At 60.9% G+C, this 21637-nt stretch carries 16 protein-coding genes and 1 pseudogene; 4 read left to right on the top strand and 13 right to left on the bottom strand.

What is annotated here, in order from left to right; genetic code table 11:
- Nucleotides 1-455 precede the first annotated feature (455 nt).
- Nucleotides 456-1802, top strand: a complete 1347-nt coding sequence (locus KGB07_RS22540; RefSeq protein WP_046041095.1) for a Fic family protein — start codon at nt 456-458, stop codon at nt 1800-1802.
- Between the two features lie 45 nt (nt 1803-1847).
- On the opposite strand, the pseudogene KGB07_RS22535 reads toward KGB07_RS22540, so the two are convergent.
- From KGB07_RS22535 to plsB, 3 genes and pseudogenes are all read right to left on the bottom strand, one after another.
- Nucleotides 1848-2538 (bottom strand): annotated as a pseudogene (locus tag KGB07_RS22535) (DUF4197 domain-containing protein).
- Between the two features lie 27 nt (nt 2539-2565).
- On the bottom strand, nt 2566-2964 hold the full coding sequence (locus KGB07_RS22530) for a YbaY family lipoprotein (protein ID WP_046041096.1): 399 nt from the start codon (nt 2962-2964) through the stop codon (nt 2566-2568).
- Between the two features lie 51 nt (nt 2965-3015).
- Nucleotides 3016-5520, bottom strand: coding sequence for a glycerol-3-phosphate 1-O-acyltransferase PlsB (plsB, locus tag KGB07_RS22525; protein ID WP_046041098.1), 2505 nt, complete (start codon nt 5518-5520; stop codon nt 3016-3018).
- Nucleotides 5521-5756: 236 nt separating this feature from the next.
- Between plsB and KGB07_RS22520 the strand changes: the two genes are divergently transcribed.
- Nucleotides 5757-5966 (top strand): cold shock domain-containing protein, encoded by a 210-nt coding sequence (locus KGB07_RS22520; protein ID WP_007954750.1) that lies wholly within the window; start codon nt 5757-5759, stop codon nt 5964-5966.
- 136 nt (nt 5967-6102) lie between these two features.
- On the opposite strand, the gene KGB07_RS22515 is transcribed toward KGB07_RS22520, so the two are convergent.
- The 4 genes from KGB07_RS22515 to KGB07_RS22500 form a co-directional block, all read right to left on the bottom strand.
- Complete coding sequence (locus KGB07_RS22515; RefSeq protein WP_046041100.1) at nt 6103-6480, bottom strand: hypothetical protein; 378 nt, start codon at nt 6478-6480, stop codon at nt 6103-6105.
- A gap of 76 nt (nt 6481-6556) precedes the next feature.
- A complete protein-coding gene (locus KGB07_RS22510; protein WP_046041101.1) occupies nt 6557-7366 on the bottom strand; it encodes a putative RNA methyltransferase in 810 nt (269 codons plus the stop codon).
- Entirely contained in the window at nt 7366-8517 is a 1152-nt protein-coding gene (gene dapE / locus KGB07_RS22505) for a succinyl-diaminopimelate desuccinylase (protein ID WP_046041102.1), read from the bottom strand. Before dapE ends, KGB07_RS22510 begins: the two co-directional genes overlap by 1 nt.
- Before the next feature lie 210 nt (nt 8518-8727).
- Entirely contained in the window at nt 8728-11319 is a 2592-nt protein-coding gene (locus KGB07_RS22500; RefSeq protein WP_046041103.1) for a glycosyltransferase, read from the bottom strand.
- 264 nt (nt 11320-11583) lie between these two features.
- Between KGB07_RS22500 and tcdA the strand changes: the two genes are divergently transcribed.
- A complete protein-coding gene (gene tcdA, locus KGB07_RS22495; protein ID WP_046041104.1) occupies nt 11584-12402 on the top strand; it encodes a tRNA cyclic N6-threonylcarbamoyladenosine(37) synthase TcdA in 819 nt (272 codons plus the stop codon).
- A gap of 103 nt (nt 12403-12505) precedes the next feature.
- Here tcdA and KGB07_RS22490 read toward each other — a convergent pair whose 3' ends face one another.
- The 4 genes from KGB07_RS22490 to KGB07_RS22475 form a co-directional block, all read right to left on the bottom strand.
- Nucleotides 12506-12910, bottom strand: a complete 405-nt coding sequence (locus tag KGB07_RS22490) for a SufE family protein (RefSeq protein WP_046041106.1) — start codon at nt 12908-12910, stop codon at nt 12506-12508.
- Nucleotides 12907-14112 carry an aminotransferase class V-fold PLP-dependent enzyme gene (locus KGB07_RS22485; protein WP_046041109.1) on the bottom strand — a complete coding sequence of 402 codons (1206 nt, stop codon included), beginning with the start codon at nt 14110-14112 and terminating at the stop codon, nt 12907-12909. The genes KGB07_RS22490 and KGB07_RS22485 overlap by 4 nt, the downstream gene beginning before the upstream one ends.
- 162 nt (nt 14113-14274) lie before the next feature.
- A complete protein-coding gene (dapD, locus tag KGB07_RS22480) occupies nt 14275-15309 on the bottom strand; it encodes a 2,3,4,5-tetrahydropyridine-2,6-dicarboxylate N-succinyltransferase (RefSeq protein WP_046041111.1) in 1035 nt (344 codons plus the stop codon).
- 32 nt (nt 15310-15341) lie between these two features.
- On the bottom strand, nt 15342-15650 hold the full coding sequence (locus KGB07_RS22475; RefSeq protein ID WP_259674438.1) for an arsenate reductase: 309 nt from the start codon (nt 15648-15650) through the stop codon (nt 15342-15344).
- A 259-nt stretch (nt 15651-15909) separates the two neighbouring features.
- Here KGB07_RS22475 and KGB07_RS22470 point away from each other — a divergent pair, with 259 nt between their 5' ends.
- Entirely contained in the window at nt 15910-17541 is a 1632-nt protein-coding gene (locus KGB07_RS22470; RefSeq protein ID WP_046041282.1) for a Na+/H+ antiporter, read from the top strand.
- Between the two features lie 9 nt (nt 17542-17550).
- Here KGB07_RS22470 and dapC read toward each other — a convergent pair whose 3' ends face one another.
- A complete protein-coding gene (dapC, locus tag KGB07_RS22465; RefSeq protein WP_046041114.1) occupies nt 17551-18747 on the bottom strand; it encodes a succinyldiaminopimelate transaminase in 1197 nt (398 codons plus the stop codon).
- A 172-nt stretch (nt 18748-18919) separates the two neighbouring features.
- Nucleotides 18920-21622 (bottom strand): [protein-PII] uridylyltransferase, encoded by a 2703-nt coding sequence (locus tag KGB07_RS22460; RefSeq protein WP_223466573.1) that lies wholly within the window; start codon nt 21620-21622, stop codon nt 18920-18922.
- Nucleotides 21623-21637: the final 15 nt, after the last annotated feature.

Genomic DNA, 21637 nt, shown 5'->3' with positions numbered 1-21637 from the left:
CACTCAGCCTTCCGAGGGGGCGGGTGGATCAAGATCAAAAGCTGCAGGCGAGCTAACGCTCGGCCTGATGAGTGGTGTGGAGCGTGGGTGTACGCCGACCTGCCTTTGCTCTTCTGTGGGAGCGAGCTTGCTCGCGATGGCGGCCTGACAGCCGACCAATTCCTTGCAGATGTACTCAGCACCTGTGGGAGCTGGCTTGCCTGCGATGGCGGCCTACCGGCCGGCCTGATTTTCCTGACCGTGCTCAATTCAAAATGTGGGAGCGAGCCTGCTCGCGATGGCGGCTTATCAGTCAAAACCGTCGTTGCCATTTCAGCAACCGTGACTGCAAGAACCTGTACCAACCAGCGGGCATTCATTGTTCCTACATCTATCTCGGACCCGTCTGATATTGAGGCTAAAAAGCTCAGGTGTTGTACTCAGTGCCCGGTTTCACGCATGTTTGAGACAGCACCATGAAAAATCCACCCACTTTGAGGGGCCGGTCCGATCCGGTGTTTGATCGGCTGTTGCGATCGCCTCACAAGGAACGTCTTTCGCAATACCTCGCTTTGCTCAAGCCTCTGGACGATCAGGGGCGTTACCTGCCGTTCGATTCATTGCGCTACCGCTGGGCGCCTGGGCTGGATTCGAAGCTGTGCTGGGCCTTGGTCAAGAAAGCGCGGACTGCACAGTATTCGAACCTTTTGCCATTGGGTGAACCGGCGTGCTGGCTGAAATTCATGCTGACGCCGCAGGCGCAAAAAGCCATTTCCGTAGTGGATCGTCAGGCGACAACCGCAGTGCTGGAATACATGACCGGCCAGATCGGCGAGCGTGCTCATTTCAGCTATTTGCTCAATGATCTGATCGAAGACGAGGCTATCAGCAGTAGCCAGCTCGAAGGTGCGGCCACCACGACGCGGGTGGCCAAGGACATGCTTAAGCGCCATCGCTCGCCGCGCACACCGGATGAGCGAATGGTCATCGGTAACTTCAAGATGATGAATTTCGCCTGGGAGCAGCGTTACGAGCCACTGAGCATTGAGCTGATTGCAGCCATGCATCGGGTTGGCGTCGAGGGCATCGACGATTCGCAGTACTCGCCTGGAGCGTTCAGGACCAACGATGACGTCGTCGTCCAGGATGGCGAGGGCAACACCGTGCATTCGCCGCCGCCTGCAACAGGGCTCGTGTCACGTTTGCAGGTGCTGGCGAAGTGGATCAATCAACCCCACAACAACCCTCATCAAGCGGACTATCTTCATCCACTGATCAAAGCCATCGCGCTGCATTTTGTCCTGGGTTACGAGCATCCATTTCGCGACGGCAACGGTCGGGTAGCGCGCGCGTTGTTTTACTGGTTCATGTTCAAAAATGACTACTCGGCGTTTCGCTACATCGCCATCAGTGTTTTGTTGCGCAATGCGCCGTTGAAGTACGGGCGGTCGTATTTGAATACCGAGGCCGATGACCTGGATCTGACCTACTTCATCGATTTCCAGTGTTCGGTGGTATTGCGGGCTGTGGGCAGTTTTACCGGGACGTATCGGAAAAGTCTGGACGATGCGCAGCAATTTGATTGCTGGCTACGTGAAAGTGGTTTTCTCGACCAACTCACCGAGAAACAGCGGGCGTTGTTTCAAGTGGCCAGAAGCGGGATGGCCAAGGAGTTCACGGTGGTCAACGTGAAGGAGAATCTGGGTTGTTCCTACAACACGGCGTCAGCCACGCTAAATGGGCTGGTCGCGTTGAAGTTGTTCGAGAAGCGCAAGATGGGGTGCGAGTGGGTGTTCTTTCTAAGACCCGTATCAGCGGCTTGAACCTTTGTGGGAGCAAGTCTGCTCCCACAGGTTTTGTGTCGCGGCTTAGAGCGTACCAAACACCTTCTTCGCCAAACTGGTCGCCGCAGCCGCCGGGTTCTGGCGGATGGTTTCTTCCTGTTTGCCGATCATCTCGAACAAGCCATTCAGCGCCTGCTCGGTGACGTAGTTTTCGACGTTGGCATTTTTCGCATCTACTACGCCCATGGTCGCCGCTTGCCCGGCGAACGAGTTGTACTGTTGGGCCAGGCCAACCTTGTCGGTGGCCTGCTTGACGATGGGCAGGAACTTGGCGCGGATCTGTTCGCGGCTGGTCTTGTTCAGGTATTGGGTGGCCGAGTCGTTGCCGCCGCTGAGGATGCCCTTGGCATCTTCCACGGTCATTTTCTTCACGGCATCGACAAGGATGGGCTGGGCCTGGGTCACGGCAGTTTCCGCCGCTTTGTTCATGCTGGCTTCCAGTTCATCGACCTGGTCACCCATGCCGAACTGTTTCATTTTGCTCGCGACCTTGCCCAGTTTGCCGGGCAGTTCGATTTTCACATCGGGGTTGTTGCTGAACCCCCCCCGGGGTGCCAAGTTGTTTCACGGCCAGTTGCGCGCCTTGGGTCAGCGCGTCCTTGAGTCCGCCAGTGGCGTCTTTCTGCGACAGGTCACTGAGGGACAGCGCCAGGGCGCTGGCGGAGATCATCAAACCTGCACACAGGCCGGCAAAGCGAAGGGTAGGGCGGAGCATAACAACTTCCTTTTTCGAAAAAGACACTTAGCGGGCCGGATCGACACGGACCTTCAGTGGTTGTGGATCGGAGCCGTCCAGGCGCACGGCATGATTCTCGGTGGTGATGAACATCAGTTTGCCATCGACTTCGATGCGCGCGCTCACCGAGTATCGGTGGTTGGGCTCTACCTTCAGCGGGTCGTAGCTGAGGTGGAAGGCCAGAGGCACCTGGCCTTTGACCTGGCCGCGTTGTTCGTCGATGACCTTCGCCGGGGCATCGGCGAGTGAAATGTCCTGCAGGCTGATGCTCAGGACCGCCGTCGGTGGCAGGGCGATGCGTTGCAGGTAGAAGACTTCTCCATCGAGGGAGGCCTTGGGCGCCGGTGTCGGATGCTGGCAGGCAGTCAACAGCAAGGCGGCTACGATCAGGGGCAGTTTTTTCATTGAAAGATCTCCGTATCGAGGGCGCCAGAACCGACTGGCGCCCTGATCAATCTAGACGGTTTCGACCGGTGGAGTGGGTTGGTCGGCGGCATCTTCACTGCGATGCAACGCCACCTGACGAATCGACAAACGAATCTCCGCCGGCAAGACACGTTTGGCCGCGCCTTCGGCCAGTTCACCGAGCAGTTCGTGATAGCTCAGCTTGCCCGCTTCATCGCGCTTGAGCACGTCGAGGTCGAGCATCGTCTGGATGAAGTGGCGGAACAGGCTCTTGTCGAAGAATTCCGGGGCGTTCAGGCCATGCAGGATCGACAGGCGCTGGGCCATGACCGTGCACAAGTCCTCCAGTTCTTCGGCGCTGATGCTGTTCTGGCCACTGTTGAGCAGCAGGGACACGGTCATGTAGAAGCGCTGCAACGTCTGGGCGATGCTTTTCGACAGCAGGGTCAGCAGCACGAAATGCCGCGAGCTCGGCGCCGGGCGCAGGTACAGGTCATTCTCGAAACGCAGCAGGCCTTGCTCGACGAACGCCTCCAGCCACTGATCGATCACCGCATCCAGTTCGTCCAGCGACCAGCGAATGAACAGTTCCGCTTGCAGGTACGGGTACAGCGCGCGGGTGTAGCGCAGGATCTGTTCGCGGCTCATGCGCGAGGTGCTCTGGAAGAAGCTCGCGAGCAACGCCGGCAGCGCGAAGATGTGCAGCACGTTGTTGCGGTAGTAGGTCATCAGGACGGCGTTCTGTTCGTCCAGATAGAGAATCTTGCCCAACGCATCGCTCTGCTCGGACAGCAGGTCCATGTCTTTCACATGCTCGATCAGCGCCCGGCCATCGCCTTCCGGCAAGGTGGTGTGCGGCGAGTACGGGACCTTGCGCAGCAGCGCCAGGTACAGGTCCAGCACCCGCGCCATGGCCCGGTCATCCAGCGCCAGGCGGGTGGTCGACAGCAGCGCCAGTGCCACCAGGTTGACCGGGTTGATCGCCGCCGCTTCGTTCAGATGCCGGGCGACTTTTTCGCCAAGACGGTTGGTGGTTTCGTTGAGCCAGGCCGGTCTGAACTGCGGACCGAGTTCCTGTTGGCGCCAGTCCGGCTGTTCGCCGTCGAGGAATTCCGCCAGCTTGATCGGCTCGCCGAAGTTCACCGCCACCTGGCCAAAGCGCTGCTTGAGCGCACCAATCACTTTGAAAATATCGAAGATCGACTCTTTTTTCTTGGCCGCACCACGCAACTCGCCAAGATAGGTTCGACCTTCCAATACGCGCTCGTAGCCGATGTATACCGGCACGAACACGATCGGCATGCGCGACGAACGCAGGAAGCTGCGCAGGGTGATCGCCAGCATCCCGGTCTTCGGTTGCAGCATGCGCCCGGTGCGTGAGCGGCCGCCTTCGACGAAGTACTCCACCGGAAAGCCCTTGGTGAACAGGGTATGCAGGTATTCGTTGAACACCGAGGTGTAGAGCGGGTTGCCCTTGAACGTGCGGCGCATGAAGAAGGCACCGCCGCGACGCAGCAGGCCGCCGATCACCGGCATGTTCAGGTTGATGCCTGCGGCAACGTGCGGCGGGGTCAGGCCGTTGCGAAACAGTAGATAGGACAGCAGCAGATAGTCGATGTGGCTGCGGTGGCACGGTACGTAGATCACTTCGTGACCCTGGGCGACCTTCTGCACGCCTTCGATGTGGTTGACCTTGATGCCGTCGTAGATCTTGTTCCAGAACCAGCTCAGCACCACTTCCATAAAACGGATCGCAGTGTAGGTGTAGTCCGAGGCGATTTCGTTGCCGTAGCGCAGCGCCTGGGCTTTGGCTTTCTCCGGCGAGATGTTCTCGCGCTCGGCTTCGTCGAGGATTGCTTGTTTGACCTGTGGCTGGTTGAGCAGGCCCTTGACCAGGTTGCGGCGGTGGGAAATGTCCGGGCCGATCACTGCGGCCTTCAGGTTGCGAAAGTGCACCCGCAGGATGCGCTGGGCCATGCGCACGGTGCGCTCGTGACCCTTGTCGTGCTCGATCAGTTCGCGCAGGTGGATCGGCGCGGAGAACTGCACGCGGGTCTTGCGTCCCAGCACAATGATGCTCAGCAAGCGACGCAGGCGCCCGGTAACGGCCCAGCTGTCGGCGAACAGGAGTTTCCATGGGCTGTTTTCGCTGTCCGGCGATTGGCCCCAGAACACGCTGACCGGAATGATCTGTGCGTCTTCGGCGGCGTTCTGGCTCAGGGCGCTGACCAGGCGGGTCAGTGTCGGCGGTGCACCGCGCTTGTCCTGGCGGCCGAGCCAGTCCGGGTCCGGCGTCAGGTAGAAGAACGCGGCAGGTTCCAGCAGGTTGCCCACCGATACCGGCAGCACCGGGCGTGGCAGGCCAGCCTTGCTGCACTCGGTGTCGACCACGGCGAGGTCGGTCAGCGAAGGGTTTTGCAGGACGTAGAACACCGGACGACTGCGGTCGAGGTTGAGGGTGAACGACGACTGGTTGATCGTCTCGGAGCGAACCCAGAGGTACAACAGTCGGCGCAGGGTGCCAAACACAAGACGGCGGAACGGGGAGCGGGTCATACGGCTTCTGCGTGAGTGAATAAAACCAAGCAATTGCTTGGGCGGCCGATAGTGTGCCGGATTCGCTTAAAATCGGCAAAAAAGCGGCGAAGTAAACTCCTGTTGAGAGTTTTAACGTCTGTCATATACTCGGTGCTCTGTCGCCGTTGCCCTCATGGGACCGGTATGCGCAGGCTGACGTTCCCGAGGCTTTCCTGCGAAAAGCCCGACCAATAATAAAAAGGGAGTATGAACAAATGGCAACACGCGAAACCGGTAATGTGAAGTGGTTCAACGACGCCAAGGGCTACGGCTTCATTCAGCGCGAGGACGGGGTGGACGTGTTCGTGCACTACCGCGCGATTCGCGGTGAAGGCCACCGTTCGCTGACCGAAGGCCAGCAGGTTGAATACGCGGTGGTGGAAGGGCAAAAGGGGTTGCAGGCTGAGGATGTTGTAGGTCTGTAAACCAAATCTTCAGAACACCCAAAAACACTGTAGGAGCGAGCTTGCTCGCGATAGCGGACTGACATTCAACATGGAAGTTGACTGAAAGGGCCTCATCGCGAGCAAGCTCGCTCCCACAGGTTCGGTGTGTAGGCTTTTACGCGGTTTTCCAGGTGATCTCTTCTTCACCATCGGCGCTGATGCGAATCCAGCGGTCCGCCGTCTCTTCACCTTCTTCCTCGACCCAGGTGCCCGGTGCGCAACGCACTTCCACGTTCAGAGCGGCAAACGCGGCGCGGGCGCAGGCGATGTCGTCGTCCCACGGGGTCTGGTCGCTTTCCAGGTACAGGCTGTTCCACTTGCCGACGGCTTTTGGCAGCCAGGTCACCGGCACGTTGCCGGCCTTGCACTTGTAGGTCTGGCCCTTCTGGACCCAATCCGTGCACGGGCCCAATGCCGCGCCGAGCCAAGCGGAAATGGCCTTGTGGTCGACGTCGGCGTCTTTCAGGTAAATCTCGATATCGGGTTGGCGCATGGATGTCCTCACTGCGGGTCTGAAAAATCCATTCGCGGATTTAGCCGGTCTCGGGCACTCGCCCGAAACCAAAAGGTTATTGAAGAACGAAATAATCGTAGCGCATTGACACGGTGGTCTCGAACGGCTCGGTCTGCTCGATCACCGCCGCACGACGCTCGGCACTGGCACGCCAGCCGTGGGGCGTCATCGCAAGCAGGTTGGCGCGGTCCTGCGGCTTGTCCAGCGTCAGCTTGAACGTCAGCGTCTCGCTGTGCGCCAGTGCCATGCCTTCCGGCACCAGGTCCAGATGCTTGTCGTCAATGTACTCGCGGACTTCGTCGTACAGCCGCTCACGCAATTCCATCAGGTGGCCGCTGGTCGGCCCGACTTTCATCAGGCCGCCGCCAACACTGAGCAGGCGTTTGGCTTCTTCCCAATCCAGCGGGCTGAAGACACTGGCCAGGAACTGGCAACTGCCGGAGGCCAACGGCACCCGCGCCATGCTGGCGATCAACCAGGTGAGCTGCGGGTTGCGTTTGCAGGCGCGTTTGACCGCTTCGCGGGAGATGTCCAGGGCATAACCTTCGGCATCTGGCAGGGCCTCGGCGATTTGCGCGGTGTAGTAACCCTCACCACAACCGATGTCCAGCCAGTGCTGTGGTGCGTAGCCGGCCGCCAGCTCCGCCAGACGCTTGGCCACCGGGGCGTAGTGCCCGGCGTTCAGGAAGTCGCGGCGGGCTTCGACCATTGCCTGGTTATCCCCAGGGTCGCGGCTGTTCTTGTGCTGCACCGGCAACAGGTTCAAGTAACCCTGGCGCGCACGGTCGAAACGATGCCCGGCGGGGCAGGCCACGCCGTTGTCCACCGCGTTCAGCGGCTCACTGCAGATCGGGCACGCAAGCATCAGGCGAGCAACTTGATCAGGGTCTGGTAGTAGATCTCGGTCAGCACGTCGAGATCGGCGGCCAGCACGCGTTCGTTGACCTGGTGGATGGTCGCGTTGACCGGGCCCAGTTCAACCACTTGGGTACCCATGGTCGCGATGAAGCGGCCATCGGAGGTACCACCGCTGGTGGACGCTTTTGTTTCGCGACCGGTGATGTCCTTGATGCTCGCCGACACCGCATCGAGCAGCGCGCCCGGTTCGGTGAGGAACGGCAGGCCGGACAGCGCCCAGTCGATGTGCCAGTCCAGGCCGTGCTTGTCGAGGATGTCGGCGACGCGCTTTTGCAGACCTTCGACCGTCGATTCGGTGGAGAAGCGGAAGTTGAACACCGCCACCAGGTCACCCGGGATCACGTTGGTCGCACCGGTGCCGGAATTGACGTTGGAGATCTGGAAACTGGTCGGCGGGAAGAAATCGTTACCGTGGTCCCAGTGCTCGGCGGCCAGTTCGGCCAGGGCCGGGGCAGCGAGGTGGATCGGGTTCTTCGCCAGGTGCGGGTAAGCCACGTGACCTTGAATGCCGCGTACGGTCAGCTTGGCGCCGAGGGAGCCGCGACGGCCGTTCTTGACCACGTCACCGACCAGGGTGGTGCTCGACGGTTCGCCGACGATGCACCAGTCCAGACGCTCCTTGCGCGCGGCGAGGCGTTCAACCACTGCCTTGGTGCCGTGGTGCGCCGGGCCTTCTTCGTCGCTGGTGATCAGGAAGGCGACTTTGCCCTTGTGATTCGGGTAGTCGGCGACAAAACGCTCGGAGGCGACGGTCATGGCGGCGAGGCTGCCTTTCATGTCGGCGGCGCCACGGCCGCAGAGCATGCCGTGTTCGTCGATCAGCGCGTTGAACGGTTCGATCTGCCAGGCCGCCACCGGGCCGGTCGGGACCACGTCGGTGTGGCCGGCGAAGCACAGCACCGGACCGTCTTCCTGGCCGTGGGTGGCCCAGAAGTTATCCACATCCTCGATGCGCATCGGTTCCAGGGTGAAACCGGCATCGCCCAGGCGCTGCATCATCTGCTTCTGGCAATCGGCGTCGATCGGCGTCACGGACGGACGGCGGATCAGGTCGATGGCGAGTTGGAGGGTCGGCGAAAGGTCGGCGTGGGCCGTCATGGAGAACTCCGAAAGCTGTAAATGTGGGAGCGAGCCTGCTCGCGATAGCAATGTCACTGTCAACATAATGGTTGAATGTGACGGCCTCATCGCGAGCAGGCTCGCTCCCACAGGTATTGGGTCTGGCCCTTAAGCCAAGCCCCGCAAAATGGCGCTTATCTTAAAGCAAAACGGCGGCCATTGGCCGCCGTTTAGTGCATCCGCGCAGATTTAGACGACAGGTGCCGTTTCAGGCTCGGCGGTCGGTTTCGGCAGCGACGACAGGAACGCCATGATCAGCGCCGCCAAGTATGGCAACGACTGCACCAGCAACATGGTCACCCAGAAACGCATGTCGTTGCTCGGCATGCCGTTCACCAGGAAGATCCCCAAGGCAGCGCCCCACAACAGCAGCATGATGAACATCTCTTCCCGGGCTTCCGAAATCGCCACCCAGAAGCCGTGGTTGTCGGCATTCTTCGGTGTACGGAAGAACGGAATGCTGCTGGTGAAGAAGCCGTACAGCACCGCTTTGGCGATGGTGTGGGACAACGCCAGACCGGCCAGCGCCGCGCAGAAGGCATCCTTCAGATTCACTCCAACCGCACGACGGTAGAGGAAGATGATCTTGGCGACCTTGAACACGAACAGCGCCAATGGTGGGATTGCGAAGATCAGCAGCGGCGGATCGACCCGTTGCGGCACGATGATCATCGCCGCCGACCACAACAGCGCGCCGACGGTGAAGAAGATGTTCATGCCGTCTGCCACCCACGGCAACCAGCCCGCGAGGAAGTGGTAGCGCTGGCCACGGGTCAGCTCGGTGTCCTTGCCGCGCAGCAGGCTGGCGGTGTGACGCTTGATGATCTGGATCGCACCGTAGGCCCAGCGGAAACGCTGCTTCTTGAAGTCGATGAAGGTATCGGGCATCAGGCCCTTGCCATAGCTGGTGTGGTAATACGCCGCCGACAGGCCTTTCTCGAATACCCGCAGGCCAAGCTCGGCATCTTCACAGATGCACCAGTCGGCCCAACCCAGTTCTTCGAGCACCGAGCGACGGGTCATGGTCATGGTGCCGTGCTGGATGATCGCGTCGCGGTCGTTGCGAGTGACCATTCCGATGTGGAAGAAGCCTTTGTATTCCGCGTAGCAGAGCTTCTTGAAGGTGCTTTCGTTCTGGTCGCGGTAATCCTGCGGCGACTGCACCACGGCGATTTTCGGGTCGGCGAAGTGCGGCACCATGTGCTTGAGCCAGTTCGGGTGCACGCAGTAATCGGAGTCGATCACCGCGATCACTTCGGCATCTTTGGCGGTGTGCGGGATCAGGTAGTTCAGCGCGCCGCCCTTGAAGCCGGCCAGCGGTGCCACGTGGAAGAACTTGAAGCGCGGGCCGAGGGTTTCGCAATAATCGCGCACCGGTTCCCAGACCGCCGGGTCCTTGGTGTTGTTGTCGATGATCAGGACTTCGAAGTCCGGATAGTCGAGATTGGCCAGGGCGTTGAGGGTCTGTTTGACCATCTCCGGCGGCTCGTTGTAGCAGGGCACGTGAATCGACACTTTCGGGCGGTAGCTGGAATCGCCTTCCACCGGCAGGAACTCGCGCCGGCGCTTGTGCACCCACACCGCTTCGGCCAGTTCATGGGCTTCGGTCAGCAGCACGATAAACACCCCGAGCGCACCAAGGGCGAGCAAAAAGCCCACCGTCAGGCTGAACCAGGTGCTGTATTGCTGGCTGTAGTCGTAACCGATCCACACCAGCACCGAACCACACAGGAACGCAGTGAAGGTCAGGAAGGTACGGCCACGCTGGCGCAGGGCCGAGCCGTCGATCATCAGCAGGGTCAGCGACAACAGCGCCAATACCACCGAACCAATGGCCAACACGCGCCATTGCGGAATCGCGACCACCGGGCCTTCGAAGTTGAACTTCTGCTGGCGCGCGGCGTTGAACACGCCCCAGTAGGCGCCGACGGAACCTTCGTCGCTGGCTTTCCACGGCTGGTCAAACGCTTCGATCACGAAGTAGTTGAAGCCCTGGCGGTTGAGCTTGTTGACCAGGGTTCGCAGGTAGATCGCCTGGTCTGCCGGTGAGGCGTCGGCGCCACCGCGCATGCGGCCGTTGCTCGGCCAGCCCACTTCGGACAGCAGCAGCGGCTTTTTCGGGAACATTTTTTTCAGGTCGCGGGCACGGTCCAGAACGAACTGCTGTGCCTTGTCCACCGGGATAAATTCCCAATACGGGAGGACGTGCGCGGCGATCAGGTCGACGTGCTTGGCCAGTTCGGGGTGCTCTTCCCAGACGTGCCACTGTTCGGACGTGGTGACCGGTACTTTGACGGCGGCACGTACACGGTCGAGCAACACGCTGAGTTCGGCGGCGGTGATTTCCTTGCGGAAGATCGCTTCGTTGCCGACCACCACACGAACCACGCTGCGCGAGGAGTTGGCGATTTCAATGGCGCGGGTGATTTCCCGTTCGTTGCGTTCCTGGTCCGGGCTGATCCAGATCCCCAGGGTGACCCGCAAGCCGAACTCTTCCGCCAGTTTCGGGATGTCTTGCAGGGTGCCATCGACCGAGTAGATGCGGATGTTGTCCGTCAGCTTGCTCATGATCTCCAGGTCGCGACGCATTTGATCGTCGGTCGGGTACTGGTCTTTCTGCGGGAACTGACCCTGCTGGAATGGCGAGTACGAGAAGCCGGAGATCTGTTCAGGCCAGTTGGGGGCGGTGACCGGGCGGTTGATCAGCGCCCAGAAGCCGGTAAACAAGGCAGCGATGGCGAGCACCACGACCAGGTTGAGTCCAAATTTACGCGATGACATAGTTATTTCGGGTTCCAAAGACTGTGGAACGAAGGAACGGTTGGCGGTCGCCAAGGGGCGCGCATCCTACACCGGGCATTCTCTGGTCGTACAGCGGACAGGGAATTGCCGGACATTGGGCAATCCAAGTCGGTTTAAGTTCTTTCGTTAGAGCGTGTAAGGCAAATCTTTGTTCGACGTGGTTTTCGTGGATGTTGCCCGTTCATAGCGCAATGATGCTCTTGGGCGCCGACAGCCCTATAATGCGCGCCGGTTTTTGGGGTAATGGTCATGAGTACAGAAGATCCGCGGTTTGCTGGCATCGCCCGTTTGTATGGCATCGAAGGCCTTGAGCGCCTGAAAGCGGCCCATGTGGCGATCGTCGGCGTCGGTGGCGTCGGTTCCTGGGCGGCGGAAGCCATGGCTCGTTGTGGTGTGGGCGAGATTTCGTTGTTCGACCTCGATGACGTCTGCGTCAGCAACGCCAACCGCCAGTTGCACGCGCTGGACAGCACGGTGGGCAAGCCCAAGGTCGAGGTGATGGCCGAGCGTCTGCGCGGGATCAACCCGGACTGTACGGTGCACGCGGTGCCGGACTTCGTTACCCGCGACACCATGGCCGAGTACATCACGCCGAACATCGACTGCGTGATCGACTGCATCGACAGCGTCAACGCCAAGGCCGCGCTGATCGCCTGGTGCAAGCGCCGCAAGATCCAGATCATCACCACCGGCGGCGCGGGCGGGCAGATTGACCCGACGTTGATCCAGGTCTGCGACCTCAATCGCACGTTCAACGATCCGTTGGCGTCGAAAGTGCGTTCTACGCTGCGCCGCGACTACGGCTTCTCACGCACCGTGACCCGCCACTACAGCGTGCCGTGCGTGTTTTCCACCGAGCAACTGCGCTACCCGAAACCGGATGGCAGCATTTGCCTGCAGAAGAGTTTTGTCGGTGATGGGGTGAAGCTCGACTGTGCCGGCGGGTTTGGCGCGGTGATGATGGTGACGGCGACGTTTGGCATGGTCGCAGCGACCAAGGCTGTGGACAAGATTGTGGCGGGTGTGCGGCGGCCGGCGGAGCGGGTCAAACCGCAGGTCTGATCTGTAAGGCTGATGGCCCCATCGCGAGCAGGCTCGCTCCCACATTGGAATGCGTTCCCCTGTAGGAGCGAGCCTGCTCGCGATGGGCTGCGAAGCAGCCCCTTTATTGAGCCAACTCCCGCATCCGCTGAAGCACCGCATTCAAGCCATTGCTACGAGACTCGGACAACTGCCGCCCCAGCCCCAACTGATTGAACCAGTCCGGCAAATCCACCTGCTGCAACTCGGCTGCGGACAAGCCGTTGACCCGCGCCAGCAGCAACGCCACCAACCCGCGAATCAACCGTGCATCACTGTTGGCGCTGAATTGCCAGTGGCCATCGCGCAATTCGCCCACCAGCCACACCTGGCTTTCACAGCCGTGCACCCGGTTGGCATCACACATCTGCGCATCACTCAACGCCGGCAGGCGCTCGCCCCATTGCATCAGCAGGCGTGCGCGTTGTTCCCAGCCGGCCGCTTTCTGAAAGGTGTCCAGTGCTGTCACGGCATCGACGGGCAGGTTCATCGCAATAGCTCCAGCGCCTGATCCAGGGCTTCAAAGAACCGCTCCAGGTCTTCGGAGTCGTTGTACAGCGCCAACGACACCCGAATCGCTCCGGCCAGCTCAAAGCGTTTGAGCAGCGGCATCGCGCAGTGATGGCCGGCACGCACCGCGATCCCTTGTTCAGTCAGCAAATGCGCAAGATCGGAGTTATGCACACCTTCGACGGTGAAACTGGCCAGTGCCACTTGTGGTTTGCCCAACAGGCGAATGCCATTGCGCGCCTCAAGGCCCTTGAGCAGGCAGGCATGCAGCGCCGCTTCATGGGCGGACACGGCGTTCTGATCGAGCCCGGCGAGGTAATCCAGGGTCGCTCCCAGGCCGATCACACTGGCAATCGGCGGTGTCCCGGCTTCGAAACCCAACGGTGCCGGGCGAAAGCGTGCGTCGTGGTAATTGGCATCGAGCACCATTTCGCCGCCGAACTGCCAGGGACGCAGTTGTTGCAGCGCGGTATTGCGCCCGAACAGCACGCCCAGGCCATCGGGGCCGTAGAGTTTGTGGCTGGAGAACACGTAAAAATCGCAGCCCAACGCTTGCACGTCGTGACGGCCATGGACCACGCCCTGGGCGCCGTCGATCACGGTCAGGGCGTTGTGCGCCTTGGCCAGTGCCAGTAATTCAGGCAGCGGCTGCCACGCACCAATCACGTTGGACAGTTGACTGACGGCCAGCAGACGCGTGCGTGGGCCGATCAAACCGGCGGCGGCTTCAAGGTCGATCACGCCGTCGGCATCCAGCGGCAGGATCACCAGTTTCAGGTCGCGACGGTGCACCAGTTGCTGCCAGGGCAGCAGGTTGGCGTGATGCTCCAGGGCGCTGATGACAATCTCGTCGCCCGGATTGAAAAGATGTTCCAGGCCGTAGGCCAGGAGATTCAGCGCGGACGTCGCGCCGTGGGTAAAGATGATCTGCCCGCAATCACCAGCATTGAGCCATTGTGCGACTTTGCGGCGGCTGTCCTCGAACGCCTGGGTGGCGTGGGCGCCGGGCAAATGCTGCGCCCGATGCACGTTGGCCGCGCCGTTGGCGTAGTAGTGCGCCAGGGCATCCAGCAGGGCTTGAGGTTTTTGCGTGGTGGCGGCGTTGTCCAGATAGGTCTGGTCTTGCCGTTGCAGGGCGGCGATGGCCGGAAAATCGGCACGCCATGGAGAGAGAATCATCATGTTGTTCGGCCCTGGTGAACATGGGCGGGCGTACGCCAGACCCCTGTAGGAGCGAGCTTGCTCGCGATGGACGTGAACGAAAACGCGCATTATCTGAATAACCGCGTTGCCCTTACGTTTTTCACGAGCAAGCTCGCTCCTACACAGGTGATCGTGTAACGCTTAGTTGTGAGCGTGCAGCGCTTCGTTCAGTTCGATGGCCGATTTGTGGGTTTTGCATTCCACGGCACCGGTCTCCGAATTGCGACGGAACAGCAGGTCCGGCTGGCCAGCCAGTTCACGGGCCTTGACCACTTTGACCAGCTGATTGTTCTCGTCCAGCAGCGCCACTTTGGTACCAGCGGTCACGTACAGGCCCGACTCGACGGTGTTGCGGTCGCCCAACGGGATACCGATACCGGCGTTGGCGCCGATCAGGCAGCCTTCGCCAACCTTGATCACGATGTTGCCGCCGCCCGACAGGGTGCCCATGGTCGAGCAGCCGCCGCCCAGGTCCGAACCCTTGCCGACGAATACGCCAGCGGATACGCGGCCTTCGATCATGCCCGGGCCTTCGGTGCCGGCGTTGAAGTTGATGAAGCCTTCGTGCATCACGGTGGTACCTTCGCCCACGTAAGCGCCCAAGCGCAGGCGCGCAGCGTCAGCGATACGCACGCCGGCCGGAACCACGTAGTCGGTCATTTTCGGGAACTTGTCCACCGAGAACACTTCCAGCAGCTCGCCGCGCAGGCGGGCTTCGAGTTGCAGTTCGGCCAGTTCGCTCAGGTCGATCGCGCCCTGGCTGGTCCAGGCCACGTTTGGCAGCAGCGGGAAGATGCCGGCCAGGTTCAGGCCGTGCGGCTTGACCAGGCGATGGCTCAGCAGGTGCAGCTTGAGGTAGGCCTCAGGGGTGGACGACAGCTGGGCGTCTTCGGTCAGCAAGGTGGCAACCAGCGGCTTGTGGCTCTCGGCCAGGCGGGTCAGCAGGGCAGCCTGGGCAGCGTCGACGCTTTTCAGCGCTTCTGCCAGTTGCGAGGCCTGGGCGGTGCTGAACGCGATGGCCTGATTGCCTTCGGTGTAGCCCAGGATCGGTGCGATAGCGGCGAGGACTTCAGCCGATGGCTTGAGTACCGGGGCGGCGTAGAACACTTCCAGCCATGCGCCTTGACGGTTTTGAGTGCCGACGCCGAAGGCCAGGCTGAACAGGGTAGTGGACATGTGTATACCTCTAACAAAATTGAACGGGCTGCTTACTTGAGCGCGGCCGCGTAGATATCTGGCTTGAAGCCAATCAGGGTTCGGTCACCGAGATCGAGCACCGGGCGCTTGATCATCGAGGGTTGTGCGAGCATCAGTTCGATGGCTTTCGTCTGGTCGAGATCGGCTTTGCGTTCGTCGTCGAGCTTGCGAAAGGTCGTGCCTGCACGGTTCAACACCACTTCCCAACCGTGCTCGCTGCACCATTGGGTCAGGTGTTCACGGTCGATACCGACCGATTTGTAATCATGAAAGTCATAGCTGACAGCGTGTTCATCGAGCCAGGTGCGCGCCTTTTTCATGGTGTCGCAGGCTTTGATGCCGAAAAGGTGCAACGTTTTGCTTGAAACGGTCAAGGAATTGCCCCCTTTGCAGGTGCCGTAAATGTAAAGGTGACGGATTATGCCATGTGCATTGAGTTAAAACGCAAAACCTGTGGGAGCAAGCTCGCTCCCGCAGGGATTGGCGCGTTCAGGGTGCGACATAGGTGCAAGGGCCACCGGTAGTCTAAGCGGCTAATATGGCACTTCAATGCTGTCGATTGCCCGGGAATCCCGCTTTATGCAAACCGCCTACACCGTCCTGATCCTGTTGATGCTGGTCGGCGTTTCGCGCCTGATCGGACGGGTGGTTCCGCTGCCGTTGCCGTTGGTGCAGATTGCCGCCGGAGCCTTGCTTGCCTGGCCGACGCTCGGCCTGCATGTAGCCCTCGATCCCGAACTGTTCCTGTTTCTGTTCCTGCCGCCACTGTTGTTCTCCGACGGCTGGCGCATGCCCAAGCGCGAATTCTGGCACTTGCGCGGCCCGATCCTGACCCTGGCAGTGGGCCTGGTGCTGTTCACCGTGGTCGGCGCCGGGTATTTCATTCATTGGCTGCTGCCCGGTGTGCCGTTGCCGGTGGCGTTCGCCCTGGCGGCCGTGCTGTCGCCGACGGATGCGGTGGCGGTGTCGGCCATTTCCCGCAATCGACTGCCCACGCCTTTGATGCACATCCTGCAGGGTGAGGCGCTGATGAACGACGCATCAGGCCTGGTGACATTCAAATTTGCCCTGGTGGCGGCGGTGACCGGCGTGTTCTCGCTGGCCAATGCCAGCCTGACGTTCGTACTGGTCGCGGTGGGTGGCCTGGCTGTCGGGGTGGCCCTGAGCTGGCTGGTCGGCCGTCTGCGGGCGTGGATGATCGCGCGGGGCTGGGATGATCCGGCGACGCATGTGGTGTTCATGTTGCTGCTGCCGTTTGCGGCCTATGTGCTGGCCGAGCGCATGGAAGTGTCGGGCATCCTGTCCGCGGTGGCGGCGGGGATGATGCAGAGCTGGCTCGACCTGCTGCCGCGCCAGACCAACACGCGCTTGCTCAATCGAAGTGTCTGGTCGCTGCTGGAGTTCGCCTTCAACGGTTTGATCTTCCTGCTGTTGGGTTTGCAGTTGCCGGACATCATCAAGGCGGTGGCAAGTCACGAAACCTCACTATGGCCGACGTTGCTGTATCGCGGGCTGGACGTGGTGGCGATTTTCCTGGTGCTGCTGGCTTTGCGGTTCGTCTGGGTGCAAAGCATCTGGCGGCTGTCCATTTTTGTGCGGCGTTGGCGTGGCAAGGCTGAGATAACCCGGGTGCCCAGCGCGCGTTCCTGTTGGTTACTGACTGTCGGCGGCGTGCGCGGGGCCGTGACGCTGGCGGGAGTTATGTCGGTGCCGATATTGATGGGCTCCGATGCATTTCCCGAACGCGACTTGCTGATCTTTATTGCTGCCGGGGTGATTCTGCTGTCGTTGATTGCGGCCTGCATCGCGCTGCCACTGTTGTTGCGTGGCATAGAAGCCAGCCCGGACGACAAGCGGCGCAATGAAGTGCGCGACGCCTGGCGCAAGACCGCCGAGGCGGCCATTCATGCGCTTGAGACAGAAGAGGTCAACCCGCAGGACGCAGCTCAATCCGCGCTGGCCGCTGAGCTCAAGGCGCGAATCATGTCCGAGTATCGGCATCAATTGGAGGTATTCAACGATTCCGCTGAGGCGCAAGCCCTGGCGTTTCAGATGGACTTGCTGGAACGGCGTTTGCGCTTGAAGGCGCTGCGGGCGCAACGCCTTGAGTTGTATAGCCTCAGTCGTCATCACCAGATTGGTGATGACGTGTTGCGTGAGGTGTTGGGGGAGCTGGATCTGAGTGAGGCCAAGCTTGGCCAGGTGAAGTAAACCTGGCTGTTACCGGCGCTGGATGAACGCGCGAATACGCTCGGCAGCCTCGACACATTCTGCCAGCGGTGCAACTAATGCCATGCGCACGCGCCCGGCACCCGGATTGACGCCATCGACATCCCGCGACAGGTAAGAACCCGGCACCACGGTCACGTGCTCCTGTTCGAACAGGTCACGGCAGAACGCCGCGTCGTCACCGGCGACATTCGGCCACAGGTAGAAACTGCCATCCGGACGCTGTACGTCCATGACTGGGCTGAGGATTTCCAGCACCGCATCGAACTTCTCGCGGTACAGCGCCCGATTGGCGCGCACATGCACTTCGTCATTCCACGCAGCAACGCTGGCCAGTTGGGTTTGAACCGGCATCGCGCAGCCATGGTAGGTGCGGTAGAGCAGGAAGCCCTTGAGGACGTCGGCATCACCGGCCACAAAGCCCGAGCGCAGGCCCGGCAGGTTCGAGCGCTTGGACAGGCTGTGGAACACCACGCAACGCTTGAAGTCCTTTCGACCCAGTTCCGCGCAGGCGCTGAGCAGGCCTGGCGGCGGGGTTTGTTCGTCGAAGTACAGTTCGCTGTAGCACTCATCGGCGGCAATCACGAAGTCGTATTCGTCGGCCAGGGCGATCAGCTTTTTCAAGGTTTCCACTGGAATCAAGGCGCCGGTCGGGTTGCCTGGCGAGCACAGGAACAGGATCTGGCAGCGTTTCCAGATGTCCGGCGACACGGCGTCGAAATCAGGGTTGAAGCCGTTTTCGTCCAGGCAAGGCAGGTAATGCGGCTTGGCCCCGGCGAGGAACGCCGCGCCTTCGTAGATCTGGTAGAACGGGTTCGGGCTGACCACCAGCGCGTCATCGCCACGGTTGACCACGGTCTGGGTGAAGGCGAACAGCGCCTCGCGGGTACCGTTGACCGGCAGCACGTTGCGCGCCGGGTCGATCCAGCCCTTGGGGACATCGAAACGACGCTCGCACCAGGCCGCGATGGCTTCACGCAGCTCCGGGATACCGAGGGTGGTCGGGTACACGGCCATTTTTTCCAGATTGCTGGCCAGGGCCTCGGCGACAAAACTTGGCGAACGGTGTTTCGGCTCGCCGATGGACAGCGCGATCGGACGCTTGTCCGGGTTCGGCGTCACGCTGCCGAGCAGGGCGCGGAGTTTCTCGAACGGGTAGGGCTGGAGCTGGGACAGAGCGTTGTTCATCGGGGGCCTCGTTCAATGTGGGAGCGGGCTTGTGGCGAGGGGGCTTGCCCCCGTTGGGCTGCGAAGCTGCCCCAAATTCTCTGATTTACCAAAGATCTTGTGAGTGCTAAGCACTTAAACGGGGGCAAGCCCCCTCGCCACAGGCGCTCCCACAGGGGGGATATGTGTTGATTCAGATGCTGATGCGCGACAGTTTGATATCAGGTTCCTGGTTGACGCTCAGTTGTTCGACGATCGCGTCCTGCAGGCGGCTGCACAGCAGAGGGTCGGACAACGGCTGATTGTTGGCGTCGGTAATGAAGAACACGTCTTCCACGCGCTCGCCGAGGGTGGCGATCTTGGCGTTCTGCAACGACAGATCGAACTCCAGGAAAATCGTGCCAATCCGCGCCAGCAGGCCCGGGCGGTCGGGCGCCGTGAGTTCCAGAACCGTCACTGGGCGCTGGGCGTCGTTGTGGATCGTCACCTGTGGTGCAAAGGCGAAATGCTTGAGCTGACGCGGCACCCGACGCTGGATGATGGTCGGGTAGTCGTCCGGGTTGCGCAGGGCTTCAGTCAGGCCTTCGCGGATCTGTTTGACCCGCGCCGGATTATCGCCAATCGAGTCGCCGTCGGTGTCGAGCACGATATAGGTGTCGAGGGTGAACTGGCTGCTGGAGGTGATGACCCGGGCGTCGTGAATGTTCAGGTTGAGCTGGTCCATCGCGGCCACGGTCACGGCAAAGAAGTCGTGCTGGTCCGGGGCGTAGATGAAGATCTGTGTACCGCCTTCGAACTCGCGCTGGGTGGTTTCCTTGATCAGCACCAGTGGCCCGCCGTCGGCCGGTTGCTGGAGGATCGCGTCACTGTGCCATGCGACGTCGCCGGCGGTGTGACGCAGGAAATAGTCATCACCCAACTGCGCCCACAACTGCTCGACATCGTCCGGGTCGGTGCCGCCGCGCACCAGGATATCCAGGGCGGCGCTCTGTGTCTGGCGGATCTGCTCTTCGCGATCCACCGGGTTCTCCAGGCCGCGACGCAGGGCGCGCTTGGTCTCGGTGTAGAGCTGGCGCAGCAGGCTGGCGCGCCAGGAGTTCCACAGGGTCGGGTTGGTGGCGTTGATGTCGGAGACGGTCAGCACATACAGGTAGTCGAGGCGGGTTTCGTCGCCGACGATCTGGGCGAAATCGTGGATCACCTGCGGGTCGGACAAGTCCTTGCGCTGGGCGGTGGTCGACATCACCAGGTGGTTTTGCACCAGCCAAACGATCAGGCGGCTATCCCATGTGGGCAGTTGGTGTCGTTGGCAAAAGGCCTCGGCATCCACGGCGCCGATGTCCGAGTGATCGCCATGCCGGCCTTTGCCGATGTCGTGGTACAGGCCGGCCATGTAGATCAGCTCGGGTTTGGGCAGTTTGCCCATGGTTTTGCTGGCCAGCGGGAATTTTTCCGACACCTGGGTGTACTGCAACTTACGCAGGTGTTTGATCAGGTTCAGTGTGTGGGCATCGACCGTATAGATGTGGAACAGGTCGTGTTGCATCTGCCCGACGATGAATCCGAATTCGGGCAGATAGCGTCCAAGGATGCCGTAACGGTTCATTCTCCGCAGGTTGCGGTGGATGCCGATCTTGCATTTGAACAATTCAATAAACAGGCTGGTGTTGCGAATATCGTTACGGAAGTCGTCGTCGATCAGGTGGCGGTGTTCCCGCAGCAGACGAATGGTGTCGGCGCGCACGCCCTTGATTTCCGGCTGCTGGGCCATCAGCACGAAGATTTCGAGCATGGCGAATGGGGTGCGGCGGAAGACGTTGTCGTTGCGTGCCTCGATGTAGCCGTCATGCAACTGGAAGCGCGAGTTGATCGGCTGCGGTGGTGATTCGTCTTCCGGTGCGAGGATGACTTCCTCGAAGTGCTGGATGATCAGGTCACTGAGCTGGGCGATGCTCATCACCACCCGATAATACTGTTGCATAAAGTTTTCGATGGCTTGCTTGGCGTCGTCGCCTTTGAAGCCCAGCAGCCCGGCAATGGTGCGCTGGTGATCGAACAGCAGGCGGTCTTCGGAGCGGCCGGCCAGCATGTGCAGGGCATAGCGAACCTTCCACAGGAACTCCTGGGAGGAGGCGAGCAGGGCGTTTTCACTCTCGACCAGGAATCCTTCGCCAGCCAGTGCCCGCAGGTTCAGGGTGCCGTACTCGCGACGGGCCACCCACAGTATCGTCTGGATATCCCGCAGGCCGCCGGGGGAGCCTTTGACGTTGGGTTCCAGGTTGTATTCGGTGTCGTTGTACTTGTGGTGGCGAGCCTTTTGTTCGGCACGCTTGGCCAGGAAGAAGTCCTTGCTCGGCCACATGTGCCCGGTGCCGGTGACGTCCAGCATGCGCTGGCGCAGATGCTCGGGGCCGGCGATGGTGCGGCTTTCCATCAGGTTGGTGACGACCGTCAGGTCGGCGCGGGCCTCGACGGCGCATTCATCGACTGAACGAACACTCTGACCGACCTCCAGGCCGATGTCCCACAACAGCGTCAGAAAACGCTCGATGGAATCGCGGAAAACCTCGTGGTCGGCGCTGTCCAGCAGGATCAGCAAATCGATATCGGAATAAGGGTGCAATTCGCCACGGCCGTAGCCACCGACCGCGACCAGCGCGATGTCGGCGTCCTCGCTCCAGCTGAACTGCTCCCAGGCCTTTTGCAGGATGTTGTCGACGAACCAGGCGCGATCCTCGATCAGCCGGCGAATGTCCCGGCCGTTGCGAAACCTCGTGTCGAGCACTTCGCGGGCCTGGCGGATCGCCTTCTTGAAGGCCGCGATCGGGCTTGCCTTCAGGGCCAGTTCAGCCTGGAACTGGCCGCGGTCGAAGAGTTCGGGATCCACCTGCGGCATCGATTGGCTTTCCTT

It is taken from the genome of Pseudomonas sp. GL-RE-26, from assembly GCF_019956275.1.
In the GTDB taxonomy this organism is placed as follows: domain Bacteria; phylum Pseudomonadota; class Gammaproteobacteria; order Pseudomonadales; family Pseudomonadaceae; genus Aquipseudomonas; species Aquipseudomonas grandcourensis.
The sequence above is the reverse complement of the archived record's forward strand: the minus strand, read 5'-3'. Positions and strand labels throughout refer to the sequence as shown.